The organism is Tessaracoccus palaemonis (genome assembly GCF_019316905.1).
Classification (GTDB): Bacteria; Actinomycetota; Actinomycetes; order Propionibacteriales; family Propionibacteriaceae; genus Arachnia; species Arachnia palaemonis.
Map to the genome: position 1 here is coordinate 457,701 of NZ_CP079216.1, position 12,016 is coordinate 469,716.

Consider the following 12,016-nt stretch of genomic DNA (forward strand, 5'->3'; position numbering starts at 1 on the left):
ACGTGAAGTCCAAGAGATTTGAGGTGCTCGACGCACGTCCTGTGAACCAGGACGGCTACGTCACCGAATGGCCCGAAGTGGGCCTGATCGCCATGGACGGCCCCAATGATCCCAAGCCCTCGATCCGCATCGAGGACGGCAAGGTCGTGGAGCTGGACGGCAAGTCCCGTGCCGAGTTCGACATGCTCGACACGTTCATCGCCGAGTACGGCATCAACCTGGAGCGGGCCGTCGAGGTCAACGCCATGGATTCGGTGCAGCTGGCCCACATGCTGTGCGACATCAACGTGCCGCGCGCCACGCTGGTCCCGCTGACCACATCCATGACGCCCGCGAAGGCGGCCGAGGTCGTCTCGCAGATGAGCGTCCTCGAGCTGATGAGCGCCGTCACCAAGATGCGTGCCCGCAAGACGCCGGCCAACCAGTGCCACGTCACCAACCTGGCCGACAACCCCGTGCAGATCGCGGCGGACGCGGCCGAGGCCGCCATCCGCGGCTTCGCCGAGGAGGAGACCACGGTCGGCGTCGTGCGCTACGCACCGTTCAACGCGCTGGCCATCCTGGTCGGCGCGCAGGTCGGGCGGCCCGGCATCCTCACCCAGTGCGCGGTCGAGGAGGCCACGGAGCTGCAGCTCGGCATGCGCGGCCTCACGGCCTACGCCGAGACGGTGTCGGTCTACGGCACCGAGGCTGTCTTCATGGACGGCGACGACACCCCGTGGTCGAAGGCGTTCCTCGCCTCCTGCTACGCGTCGCGCGGACTGAAGATGCGCTTCACCTCCGGCACGGGCTCCGAGGTCCAGATGGGCTTCGCGGAGGGCAAGTCGATGCTCTACCTCGAGTCCCGCTGCCTGTTCGTGACGAAGGCCGCCGGCTCCCAGGGCACGCAGAACGGCTCCGTGAGCTGCGTCGGTGTCCCCGCCGCCGTGCCGCAGGGCATCCGCGCGATCCTGGCGGAGAACCTGATCGCGATCATGCTCGACCTCGAGTGTGCATCGTCGAACGACCAGACGTTCACCCACTCGGACCTGCGTCGCGTTGCCCGCACGCTGATGCAGTTCGTGCCCGGCACGGACTTCATCTGCTCCGGCTACTCGGCCACCCCGAACTACGACAACATGTTCGCCGGTTCGAACTGGGACGCCGAGGACTACGACGACTGGGTCATCCTGCAGCGCGACCTGCACGTCGACGGGGGCCTGCTCCCCGCCGGTGAGGAGGAGGTCGTCGACATCCGCCGCAAGGCCGCCCGCGCCATCCAGGCTGCGTTCAAGCAGCTCGGCCTGCCGGACATCACGGACGCTGAGGTGGAGGCAGCGACCTACGCCAACGGTTCGAAGGACATGCCCGCACGCAACGTCGTCGAGGACCTGAAGGCCGCCGAGGAGATGATGGCCCGCGAGGTCACCGGACTCGACGTGGCGAAGGCCCTCGTGAGCGGCGGCTTCGAGGACGTCGGCGAGGCGGTCTTCAACCTCCTGAAGCACCGGGTGGCGGGCGACTACCTGCACACCTCGGCGATCTTCACCCGCGAGTTCAAGGTGGACTCCGCCGTCAACAACCTGAACGACTACGCGGGCCCGAAGACCGGCTACCAGATCTCGGAAGAGAAGTGGAACCGTCTGAAGACCATCCGCCAGGCGATCAGCCCGGAAAGCATCTGAGGGGGATCACAGCCATGGATCAAGCAACTCTGAAGACACTGATCGAGCAGGTCATCCGCGAGGTCGTCACCGAGTCGGCGAACCCGACGGCACCCGCGAGCGGCGGCGTCGCCACCATGACGCCGGCGGTCGCAGGGAACCTGACCATCACCGAGACCGGGGACGCGCAGCGCGGCACCGATCCCAAGGAGGTCGTCATCGCCCTGTCGCCCGCCTTCAGCACGAGCATCCACGAGACCATCATCGGCATCCCGCATGCCACGGTCCTCAGGGAGATCTGCGCAGGCATCGAGGAGGAGGGCCTGAAGTACCGCTTCGTCCGCCTCTACAAGACGGCAGACGTCGGCTTCGTCGCCCACGAGGCGGCCAAGCTGTCCGGCTCGGGCATCGGCATCGGCATCCAGTCGCGCGGCACGACGGTCATCCACCAGAAGGATCTGCCGCCGCTGTCGAACGTGGAGCTGTTCAGCCAGTCCCCGCTCATCGACGAGGAGACGTTCCGCGCCATCGGCAAGAACGCCGCCAAGTACGCCAAGGGCGAGAACCCCGCCCCGGTGCCGATCCGCAACGACCAGATGGCCCGGCCGAAGTACCAGGCCAAGGCTGCGCTGCTGCACAACAAGGAAACGACCCTCTGCGATCTGAACAAGAAGCCCCAGGCGCTTCAGATCAGCTTCGGCTAGGAGAAGCGACATGGATCAAGAGCAACTGATTCGACAGATCATGGCCGAGGTCATGCAGAACCTCGGCGGCAACGACAACGTCACCTTCGAGAAGAAGGCCCCCGCGGCGGCTGCTGCCGCCCCGGCGTCCTCCGGACAGAAGGTCGGTGTGGCGGACTACCCGCTCGCCGAGAAGAACCCGCAGCTGGTCAAGACCGATTCCGGTCTCAGCCTGGACGATCTGACGTTCGACAAGCTGAAGAGCGGCCAGCTGAAGGCCTCGGACTTCAAGATCTCCGCGGAGACCCTTGAGCTCCAGGCGCAGATCGCCGAGGACTCCGGCCGTGGCCCGCTGGCGCGCAACATGCGTCGCGCCGCCGAGCTGGTCGCCGTCCCCGACCAGCGGCTGCTGGCCATCTACAACGCCCTGCGGCCGTACCGCTCCACCAAGACGGAGCTGTACGACATCGCCGCCGAGCTCGAGGGCACCTACGGTGCCAAGGTGTCCGCCGGATTCGTCCGGCAGGCCGCCGACGTCTACGAGTCGCGCGGACGCCTCCGCGTCGACTGACACCCATCCTGTGCCCCGGTCGGACCTGCCCCCCACGGGCCCGACCGGGGACACACCACACCCCGGGTCATCGACGACCTACCCCCAGATATTCGAAGGACGAAGCATGCGCCTGATCGCCGGCATCGACATCGGTAACGCGACAACGGAGGTCGCGCTCGCCGAGGCCGACGGGGAGAAGCTCACGTTCCTGGCAAGCTCGACGATCCCGACCACGGGCATCAAGGGCACCGACGCCAACATCCAGGGCATCTTCCACGCGCTCAACGTCGCGCTGAAGAACGGCGGCCGCCAGCTCGCAGACCTCGACCTGGTGCGCATCAACGAGGCCGCCCCCGTCATCGGCGACGTCGCGATGGAGACCATCACCGAGACGATCATCACCGAGTCGACGATGATCGGCCACAATCCGGCCACGCCCGGCGGGCTCGGCATCGGCGTCGGCACCACCATCGACATCGCCCACCTGGCCACCGCCCCGGTCGGCGTGCCCTACATCGTGGTGGCCGACCGCTCCTTCCCCTACGACGACGTCGCGCGCCGCATCAACGCGGCCCATGTGGAGGTGACCGGCGCCATCCTGCAGGCCGACGATGGCGTCCTTGTCCACAACCGGCTCGACCGCAAGATCCCCATCGTCGACGAGGTCGGTCTGATCGAGAAGGTGCCGCTCGGTATGCTCGCGGCGATCGAGGTGGCCGAGGTCGGCCGCATCGTCGAGACGCTCGCCAACCCGTTCGGCATCGCGACCCTCTTCGGGCTCGACGCGCAGGACACCAAGCAGGTCGTCCCGCTCGCCCGGTCCCTGGTCGGCAACCGTTCGGCCGTGGTCATCAAGACCCCCAAGGGAGACGTGCAGGAGCGCCGCATCCCGGCCGGTCGGCTCACGGTGCTCGGCGAGTCGACCAAGGCCGAGGTCGACGTCGACCGCGGGGCCGAGGAGATCATGCAGGCCGTCGGGAAGGTCCGCCACGTGACCGACGTCGTCGGCGAGCCGGGCACCAACGTCGGCGGCATGATGGAGAAGGTCCGCGTCACCATGGCGCAGCTGACCAACCTGCAGCCCCGCGACGTCAACATCACCGACCTGCTGGCCGTAGACACCCAGGTGCCCCAGCAGGTCGCTGGCGGCATCGCCAACGAGTTCTCCATGGAGGCGGCCGTCGGCATCGCCGTCATGGTCAAGACCGACCGGCTGCAGATGCAGAAGATCGCGCAGCACATGGCCTCCGAACTCGGCATCGCAGTGGAGGTCGGCGGCGTCGAGGCAGACATGGCGATCCGCGGCGCGCTGACCACGCCCGGCACAGCCGCCCCCATCGCCATCCTCGACATGGGAGCCGGCTCGACGGACGCCTCCGTCATGCGCGCGGACGGCACCGGAACCTCCATCCACCTGGCCGGCGCCGGCAACATGGTGACGCTGATGATCCAGTCGGAGCTCGGGCTCGACACCTTCGACACCGCCGAGGACATCAAGCGCTACCCGCTGGCCAAGGTCGAGACCGTCTTCAACATCCGCCACGAGGACGGCACGGTCCAGTTCTTCGACGAGCCGCTGCCTCCGCAGGTCTACGCCCGCACGGTCATCTTGAAGCCCGACGGCCTCGTCCCGCTCGACCTGAGCCTGCCCGTCGAGGCCATCCGCCAGGTGCGCATCCGCGCCAAGGAGCGCGTCTTCGTCACCAACGCGATCCGCGCGCTGCGCAAGGTCAGCCCCACCGACAACGTGCGTGACATCGACTTCGTCGTGCTCGTCGGAGGCTCTGCCCTCGACTTCGAGATCCCGCAGCTCGTCACGCACGCGCTGGCCGAGTACCGCGTCGTCGCGGGTCGGGCGAACATCCGCGGCACCGAGGGGCCGCGGAACGCGGTCGCAACCGGGCTCGCCCTGAGCTTCGCGGAGCCGAGAAAATGACGAAGAAGCCGGAGCCACCCGCCATCCTGTGCCACGTCAACGCACGGGTCCCCGACCCTGCCCTCACCTCGCTGCTGCTCGGCATCGAGGAGGAGGGGGTACCCGTCGAGGTGCACCGCTTCGACGAGCTGAACCCGCTGACGCTCGCCCATGAGGCGGCCGTCGCGTCCCGGCTCGGGATCGGGCTCGGCGTCTCGCTCGACTACGTCGTCACCACCACAGAGAAGCTCGACGAGGGGCGCCCCTACATCGCGCAGTTCCTCGGCGAGTGCCCCGAACAGGACCGGGTGATCGGCTCGAACGCCGCCCGGATCGTCAAACGCATCCCACTTCGAAGCGCACCGGAAAGGAACCACTGATGCAAGCACTGGGACTCATCGAGGTCGTCGGCCTCGCGGCCGGCTTCGAGGCGGCTGACGTCGCCTGCAAGTCGGCAAACGTCGAACTGGTCGGCTACGAACTCGCCAAGGGCGGCGGTTTCGTGACCATCAAGGTCCTCGGCCAGGTCGGCGCCGTCACCGCCGCGATCGACGCCGCCGCCGTCGCGGCCGCGAAGATCAACCGCGTGGTCAGCAAGCTGGTCATCCCGCGGCCGAACGACCAGATCGAGCCGCTGGTGGGCAACAAGCTCACGCGCGGCTGGACCGCCCCCACTCCCGCGCCGGAGCCGAATCCGGAGCCCGAGCCGGAGCCCGAGCCCACCGCGGTGCTCGACTCCGACATCACCGAGGTCGTCGAGGACGCCCCCCTGAACACCGCCGATGCACAGTCGGCGGCACCCAAGACCCGCCCGGCCACCACCGCGCGGAAGACCGCGGCCGCCAAGGCCACGACCGGAAGGAAGTAACCCATGAGCCAGGCACTGGGCCTCATCGAGACCAAGGGTCTCGTCGGCGCCGTCGAGGCGGCCGATGCCATGACCAAGTCGGCCAACGTGACCCTCGTCGGCCAGGAGAAGATCGGCTCCGGCCTCGTGACGATCATGGTCCGCGGCGACGTCGGTGCCGTCAAGGCCGCCGTCGACGCGGGAGCGGCAGCTGCCTCGCGCGTCGGTGAGCTCGTCTCGCAGCACGTCATCCCGCGGCCGCACGCCGACGTCGAGAAGCTGCTCCCGCAGGTCTGATCATGTCCGAAGCGCAGCTGATCTCCACCATCGCCGACCGCATCGTCGCCAAGTTCAACGAGGCCGACCCGACGAAGACCATCGTCGGGATCTCGAACCGGCACGTGCACCTGACCGACGCCGACTTCGCCACCCTGTTCGGATACGACCGACCCGTCGTGAAGAAGTACGTCCGGCAGCACGGGGAGTTCGCGGCCGAGGAGTCGGTGACGATCCACGGCCCCAAGGGCTCGTTCCAGCGCGTCCGCGTGATGGGACCGAACCGGTCGGCGACGCAGGTCGAGCTCAGCCGCACAGACTGCCGCGCGCTCGGCCTCGACGCGCCGATGGCGCAGTCCGGACACCTGTCCGAGGCCGCGCCGATCGAGATCGAGGGCCCCAAGGGACGCGTCGCGCTCGACCACGCGGCGATCGTCGCCGGCCGACACATCCACATGGGCCCCGCCGATGCGGAAGCACTCGGGCTCAAGGATCAGGACCGCGTCAGCGTCGTGTTCCCGGGTGAGCGCGGCGGCCGCTTCGACAACTTCCTCGTGCGGGTCAAGGACTCCTACCTCCTCGAACTGCACCTGGACACCGACGAGGCCAACGCCATCGGCGCGAAGACCGGCGACTACGCGACGATCTGCCCGAGATGAGCACCATGACCGCGACCCCTACGTCCCAGCTCGACCGGTTCGCCCGCCAGGTGCGCTCCGGGCGGACGGCTGCGCCCGGCGGCGCCTGCCGGCTGGGCGTCGACCTCGGCACGGGCAACATCGTGCTTGCCGTGGTCGACGGGGACGACCATCCCATCGGCGGGGCCTGGCTCCGCTCGACGGTCGTCCGTGACGGGGTCGTGGTCGACTGGCTGGGGGCCGTGAGGGCCGTCGGTCAGCTGCGCGACGCACTCGCCGGGAAGCTCGGCGTCACGTTCCGCGAGGCCGCCGTCGCGATTCCTCCGGGCATCGACGCGGGGACCACCAAGGTGTTCACCAACGTGCTGGAGGCCTGCGGACTCGAGGCGTCGGAGGTCGTCGACGAGCCGGTCGCGGCGGCCACGGCGCTCGGCGTCACCGACGGCGTTGTGATCGATGTCGGCCACGGGACCACAGGGGTCTCGATCCTGCGCGACTCCGAGGTGCTGAAGTCCGTGGACCAGGCCACCGGCGGCCACCACATGACCCTGGTGATCTCGGGCGCTCTCGGCATCGACTATGAGGCCGCGGAGCAGCTCAAGCGTGACCCCGCGCAGGGCGATCTCGTGATCGGCCTGATCCGCCCGACGCTCGAGAAGATGGCGACCATCGCCGCGGAGGCGACGGTCGGCTACGAGGAGTTCCCCGTCTACCTCGTGGGCGGTTCGAGCTCCTACCCACAGTCACCGGCCGTGTTCGAGGGCGTCCTCCGGCGCCCCGTCACCCGGCCGGACGAGCCGCTGTTCCCCACCCCGCTGGGGACGGCGATGAGGAGGAACAGGTGACAGAGCAGGAGCTGCGCTCCCTGATCAGGCAGGTCGTCGTCGAGGTGCTCGCCGACGGGGCCCCGGCGCGCCCGGAGCCCCGCAACGCGCTGGTGCTGTTCACCGGCGCCTTGCTCGGGTTCGAGGCCTCGCTGGAGTCGCTGCGGCGGCTCAAGGCGACGGGCCTGGTCAACCTCGACTGGACCCAGACCCACTCCGCATCGAAGATCCTCGACCAGCAGGCCATCGAGTCCATCGGCATGTGCCCGGCAGAGAAGTCGCTCGTGATGGGCCACGACATGCTGATCATCCCGACCGCGACCGTGAACATGGTCGCGAAGGTCGCGCACGGCATCGGCGACTGCCTCGCCTCGAACGTGATGGCCGAGTTCATCATGTTCGACAAGCCCGTCGTCCTGTCCGTCAACGCCTGCGGAGACACCCCCGACAAGCGCGGCTGGTTCCCCGACCTGCCCGCCGGCTACTCGCGCATGCTGCAGGGCAACCTCGAGGCGCTCGCGTCCTTCGGCGTGACCCTGGCCTCGTCCGAGACGCTCGACGAGGCGGTTGGTTCCCTGAGCCTGTCGAAGGGCCCTGAGCCTGCCGAAGGGAAGGCCGTCTCGACAGGCTCAACGCGTTTCGACAAGCTCAACGACCCGGTCGTCTGCGCCGAGCGGCTGATCCACGACGGGATCGTCAAGACGGTCGCGCCCCGCACCACGCTGCGGGTCGGCGCAGGGGCGCTCATCACGGCGCTCGCGCGGGAGACCGCCGCGGCGCGCAACATCATCATCGAGAGGGAGCACTGACATGTACCTGGCCAAGGTCATCGGGAATGTCGTCTCGACCAGCAAGGACCCCCGCCTCGTCGGCTTCAAGCTGATGCTGACCCGGCGCCTCGACGAGTCCGGCGCGCTGACCGGAACCCCTGAGGTGTGTGTCGACACAGTCGGCGCCGGCAACGGGGAGACGGTCATCGTCACCAAGGGCTCCTCTGCCCGCTTCGCGGCCGACCGCAAGGAAGCCCCCATCGACTCCACGATCGTCGGCATCGTCGACGCTGTCGAGATCGACGAGCGCTGACCGATGCCCGCCATCTACACCCGCACCGGCGACAAGGGGACCACCGGCCTGTTCGGTGGCTCCCGCGTCACCAAGCAGAGCCTGCGCGTCGAGGCCTACGGGACCGTCGACGAGGCCAATGCGGCGCTGGGCGCGGCGAAGGCCGGGCTCGAGCCGGGGCCGTGGCGGGACCGGATCCACGCGATCCAGCAGCGCATGTTCGTCGCGGGTGCGGAACTCGCCTCCGACGCCAAGGGCGCCGAGATCCTCGCCAACAAGATCTCCACCGCCGACATCGAGGGCCTCGAGCACCTGATCGACGACTGCCTGGCCATCACCGGCCCGCAGCGCTCGTTCGTGGTGCCAGGCCGCGACGAGGTCTCCGCCCCGTTCCACGTCGCGCGAACCGTCGTCCGCCGGGCCGAGCGCCGCTGTCTGACCCTTGCCGAGCATGAGCCCGTCCGGCCGGAGCTCATCAAGTTCCTCAACCGACTCTCCGACGCCGTCTACTCGGTCGCCCGCCTCACGGAGACGTGGTACGAGCTGGCGCACGTCGAGCAGGTCGTCCGCGACACCGTCGCCAGGTACTGGCCGCAGCTGGACGGTTCCCTGAGCCCCTCCGGTTCCCTGAGCCCGGCCGGTTCCCTGAGCTTGTCGAAGGGCCCTGAGCTTGTCGAAGGGGAAGGCGTCTCGACAGGCTCGACGCGTTTCGACAGGCTCAACGATCCGGCTGAGACCTCCCGCTGGGCTGCGATGCGCGCGCACTGCGACGCACGCGCGCCGGAGGCGCTGCTCAGGCTCGCGAAGGAGCTGGCCGAAGGCGCGGAGAAGCGGGCGACGATGCTCGGCGTGCCGATGGTGATCGTCGTGGTCGACGCGGCGGGTAACCAGGTGCTGCTGCACCGGATGCCCGGGTCGCTGATCGCGAGCCTGGAGATCGCCGCCAACAAGGCCTGGAGCGCGAACGCGTTCAAGATGCCCACCGCCGACCTCGGGCCGCTGGCGGCCGAGGGCGGCGCCCTCCCCGGACTGGCGGGGGGCAACTCGGGACGTGTCGTCCTCTTCGGAGGCGGCGTCCCACTCATCGTCGACGGTGCCGTCATCGGCGCCCTCGGCATCTCCGGCGGCACCGTCGACGAGGACTGCGACGTCGCCACTTATGCACTGACAACCGTGATGGGAGCACAGAAATGACGATCGACCCGACCCTGCTCGAAGCAGCCGTCCGCAAGGTGCTGGCGGCACTTCCCGCCGACGAGAAGCCGTCGGCCTCGGGCGACGGCGTGTTCGACGACATGGATGCCGCCGTCGATGCGGCCTCGACGGCCGCGAAGAACTACCGCGCCTGCTCGTTGGCCGAGCGGCGCCGTTTCATCCAGGCCATCCGCGACTGCATGACCATGCCGGAGAACCTCGACTACATGGCTGCCCAGGCGGTCATCGAGACCGGCATGGGTGACGTGGCGCACAAGTACCTGAAGAACAAGTTCGCCGCGGAGAACACGCCGGGTGTCGAGGACCTCGAGACTTCGGCGTGGTCCGGCGACCACGGCCTGACCACCGTGGAGTACTCGGCCTACGGCGTCATCGGAGCCATCACGCCGACCACCAACCCGACCGAGACGGTGATCTGCAACGCCATCGGCATGCTGGCCGCGGGCAACGCGGTGGTGTTCTCGCCGCACCCGCGCGCCAAGAACCTGTCGCTGTGGCAGGTGCGTAAGCTCAACAAGGCCCTCGCCGCCGCAGGGGCCCCGGCCAACCTGATCGTGACGGTCTCCGACCCGTCGATCGAGAACACCAACAAGATGATCGCGCACCCGGACGTGCGGATGCTGGTCGCCACCGGCGGCCCCGGCATCGTGCACACGGTGCTCAGCTCCGGCAAGAAGGCGATCGGAGCCGGCGCGGGCAACCCGCCCGTCGTGGTCGACGAGACGGCCGACATCGCCCACGCCGCCAAGTGCATCGTCGACGGCGCCAGCTTCGACAACAACCTTCCCTGCACGGCGGAGAAGGAGATCATCGCGGTGGACTCCATCGCCGACCTGCTGAAGTTCAACCTGCTCAAGAACGGCGCCTACGAGATCACGCCGGAGCAGGCGAAGCAGCTCGAGTCCATCATCCTCAACGCCAAGGGGACCGGCCCCAACACGGCATGGGTCGGTAAGCCGGCCGGCGAGATCCTGCAGGCCATCGGCATCGAACCGCCTGCGGGAGTGCGCCTCGTCGTCTTCGAGGCCGCCGCGGACCACCCGTTCGTGGTGCACGAGCTGATGATGCCGGTCCTCGGCCTGGTGCGCGTGCCGGACGTGGATGCGGCGATCGAGCTGGCCGTCGAGCTGGAGCACGGCAACCGGCACACGGCCATCATGCACTCGCGCGACGTGAAGAAGCTCACCAAGATGGGCCGCGAGATCCAGACGACCATCTTCGTGAAGAACGGCCCGTCGTTCAACGGCATCGGCATCGGCGGCGAGGGCTACTCGACGTTCACGATCGCCGGGCCCACGGGCGAGGGGCTGACCCGCACGCGCAACTTCGCGCGGACCCGTCGCTGCGTCCTGGTCGACGACCTCAACATCCGCTGATGTCTACTCCGTTCACCGTCGCCGTCACCGGGGCGGCCGGGCAGATCGGGTACGCGCTGCTCTACCGGCTGGCGTCGGGCGACCTGCTGGGCGACCGGCCGGTGCGGCTCAGGCTGCTGGAGGTGGAGCCGGCGCTCAAGGCCCTCGAGGGGGTCGTGATGGAGCTCGACGACTGCGCCTTCCCGAACCTGGCCGGCGTGGAGATCGGCTCGGACCCGAGAAGGATGTTCGACGGCGCCAACCTGGCGATGCTCGTCGGCGCCATGCCACGCAAGGCCGGGATGGAGCGCTCCGACCTGCTCACGGCCAACGGCGCGATCTTCACGGAACAGGGGAGGGCGCTGGCGGCCTCGGCAGCCGACGACGTGCGCGTCGTCGTGACCGGCAACCCCGCCAACACCAACGCGTTGATCGCGTACCACAACGCGTCGGGCATCCCCCGGGAACGCTTCTCCGCGCTGACCCGGTTGGACCACAACCGGGCCCGCGCGCTGCTCGCGGAGCGGGCCGGGAGGCCGGTGCGCGACGTCACGGGCATGACCATCTGGGGCAACCACTCCACCACGCAGTACCCGGACGTCTTCAACGCGAAGGTGTGCGGAGTTCCGGCCGACCGGTGGATCGCCGACGACGGATGGATCAACTTCGACTTCATCCCGACGGTCGCCCGCCGCGGCGCGGCCGTGATCGCGGCCCGCGGCTCCTCGAGCGCCGCCTCCGCAGCGAACGCGACGATCGAGCACTCCCGCGACTGGCTGCTCGGCACTCCCGAGGGCGAGTGGACGTCGATGGCCGTGCCCTCCGACGGGTCGTACGGGGTGCCGGACGGCCTGGTCTCGTCGTTCCCGGTGACCTGCTCGGGAGGCGACTGGTCGATCGTGCAGGGCCTGCCGATCAGCGCCTTCGCGCAGGCGAAGATCGACGCGTCGCTTGGTGAGCTGCAGGGCGAGCGCGACGCCGTGCGCGCCCTCGGCCTGATCTGAG

At 68.8% G+C, this 12,016-nt stretch carries 14 protein-coding genes; all 14 read left to right on the forward strand.

All coding sequences use genetic code 11. The features are described 5' to 3' along the window. The first annotated feature begins 2 nt into the window (after positions 1 to 2). The 14 genes from KDB89_RS01895 (at position 3) to KDB89_RS01960 (ending at position 12,015) form a co-directional block, all read left to right on the forward strand. Positions 3 to 1,664, forward strand: a complete 1,662-nt coding sequence (locus KDB89_RS01895) for a propanediol/glycerol family dehydratase large subunit (protein ID WP_219082988.1) — start codon at positions 3 to 5, stop codon at positions 1,662 to 1,664. Between the two features lie 14 nt (positions 1,665 to 1,678). Beyond that, the gene (locus KDB89_RS01900; RefSeq protein ID WP_219082990.1) at positions 1,679 to 2,347 is read left to right on the forward strand and encodes a propanediol/glycerol family dehydratase medium subunit; all 669 of its coding nucleotides are present in this window, start codon (positions 1,679 to 1,681) and stop codon (positions 2,345 to 2,347) included. Positions 2,348 to 2,357: 10 nt separating this feature from the next. Beyond that, complete coding sequence (locus KDB89_RS01905; RefSeq protein ID WP_219082992.1) at positions 2,358 to 2,897, forward strand: diol dehydratase small subunit; 540 nt, start codon at positions 2,358 to 2,360, stop codon at positions 2,895 to 2,897. A 106-nt stretch (positions 2,898 to 3,003) separates the two neighbouring features. After that, positions 3,004 to 4,815, forward strand: coding sequence for a diol dehydratase reactivase subunit alpha (locus KDB89_RS01910; RefSeq protein WP_219082994.1), 1,812 nt, complete (start codon positions 3,004 to 3,006; stop codon positions 4,813 to 4,815). After that, a complete protein-coding gene (locus KDB89_RS01915; protein ID WP_219082996.1) occupies positions 4,812 to 5,174 on the forward strand; it encodes a glycerol dehydratase reactivase beta/small subunit family protein in 363 nt (120 codons plus the stop codon). Before KDB89_RS01910 ends, KDB89_RS01915 begins: the two co-directional genes overlap by 4 nt. Further along, entirely contained in the window at positions 5,174 to 5,662 is a 489-nt protein-coding gene (locus KDB89_RS14800; protein WP_439654862.1) for a BMC domain-containing protein, read from the forward strand. The genes KDB89_RS01915 and KDB89_RS14800 overlap by 1 nt, the downstream gene beginning before the upstream one ends. Before the next feature lie 3 nt (positions 5,663 to 5,665). Continuing rightward, positions 5,666 to 5,938, forward strand: a complete 273-nt coding sequence (locus KDB89_RS01925) for a BMC domain-containing protein (protein ID WP_219082998.1) — start codon at positions 5,666 to 5,668, stop codon at positions 5,936 to 5,938. 2 nt (positions 5,939 to 5,940) lie between these two features. Continuing rightward, on the forward strand, positions 5,941 to 6,576 hold the full coding sequence (gene pduL / locus KDB89_RS01930; RefSeq protein ID WP_219083000.1) for a phosphate propanoyltransferase: 636 nt from the start codon (positions 5,941 to 5,943) through the stop codon (positions 6,574 to 6,576). 5 nt (positions 6,577 to 6,581) lie between these two features. Then, on the forward strand, positions 6,582 to 7,400 hold the full coding sequence (eutJ, locus tag KDB89_RS01935) for an ethanolamine utilization protein EutJ (RefSeq protein ID WP_219083002.1): 819 nt from the start codon (positions 6,582 to 6,584) through the stop codon (positions 7,398 to 7,400). Then, entirely contained in the window at positions 7,397 to 8,188 is a 792-nt protein-coding gene (locus tag KDB89_RS01940) for a flavoprotein (protein WP_219083004.1), read from the forward strand. Before eutJ ends, KDB89_RS01940 begins: the two co-directional genes overlap by 4 nt. Position 8,189: 1 nt before the next feature. Further along, entirely contained in the window at positions 8,190 to 8,462 is a 273-nt protein-coding gene (locus KDB89_RS01945; RefSeq protein WP_219083005.1) for a EutN/CcmL family microcompartment protein, read from the forward strand. Between the two features lie 3 nt (positions 8,463 to 8,465). Then, positions 8,466 to 9,635 carry a cob(I)yrinic acid a,c-diamide adenosyltransferase gene (locus KDB89_RS01950; RefSeq protein ID WP_219083006.1) on the forward strand — a complete coding sequence of 390 codons (1,170 nt, stop codon included), beginning with the start codon at positions 8,466 to 8,468 and terminating at the stop codon, positions 9,633 to 9,635. Then, positions 9,632 to 11,032: an aldehyde dehydrogenase family protein gene (locus KDB89_RS01955; protein WP_219083008.1), complete on the forward strand. Its 1,401-nt coding sequence runs from the start codon at positions 9,632 to 9,634 to the stop codon at positions 11,030 to 11,032. The genes KDB89_RS01950 and KDB89_RS01955 overlap by 4 nt, the downstream gene beginning before the upstream one ends. Further along, the gene (locus KDB89_RS01960) at positions 11,029 to 12,015 is read left to right on the forward strand and encodes a malate dehydrogenase (RefSeq protein ID WP_439654877.1); all 987 of its coding nucleotides are present in this window, start codon (positions 11,029 to 11,031) and stop codon (positions 12,013 to 12,015) included. Before KDB89_RS01955 ends, KDB89_RS01960 begins: the two co-directional genes overlap by 4 nt. Position 12,016 lies beyond the last annotated feature (1 nt).

Bases quoted from the DNA above. Each gene is read 5' to 3' on its own strand.
- KDB89_RS01900 (WP_219082990.1), top strand. From the start codon at position 1,679: ATGGATCAAGCAACTCTGAAGACACTGATCGAGCAGGTCATCCGCGAG.
- KDB89_RS01905 (WP_219082992.1), top strand. From the start codon at position 2,358: ATGGATCAAGAGCAACTGATTCGACAGATCATGGCCGAGGTCATGCAG.
- KDB89_RS01910 (WP_219082994.1), top strand. From the start codon at position 3,004: ATGCGCCTGATCGCCGGCATCGACATCGGTAACGCGACAACGGAGGTC.
- KDB89_RS01915 (WP_219082996.1), top strand. From the start codon at position 4,812: ATGACGAAGAAGCCGGAGCCACCCGCCATCCTGTGCCACGTCAACGCA.
- KDB89_RS14800 (WP_439654862.1), top strand. From the start codon at position 5,174: ATGCAAGCACTGGGACTCATCGAGGTCGTCGGCCTCGCGGCCGGCTTC.
- KDB89_RS01925 (WP_219082998.1), top strand. From the start codon at position 5,666: ATGAGCCAGGCACTGGGCCTCATCGAGACCAAGGGTCTCGTCGGCGCC.
- pduL (WP_219083000.1), top strand. From the start codon at position 5,941: ATGTCCGAAGCGCAGCTGATCTCCACCATCGCCGACCGCATCGTCGCC.
- eutJ (WP_219083002.1), top strand. From the start codon at position 6,582: ATGACCGCGACCCCTACGTCCCAGCTCGACCGGTTCGCCCGCCAGGTG.
- KDB89_RS01945 (WP_219083005.1), top strand. From the start codon at position 8,190: ATGTACCTGGCCAAGGTCATCGGGAATGTCGTCTCGACCAGCAAGGAC.
- KDB89_RS01950 (WP_219083006.1), top strand. From the start codon at position 8,466: ATGCCCGCCATCTACACCCGCACCGGCGACAAGGGGACCACCGGCCTG.
- KDB89_RS01955 (WP_219083008.1), top strand. From the start codon at position 9,632: ATGACGATCGACCCGACCCTGCTCGAAGCAGCCGTCCGCAAGGTGCTG.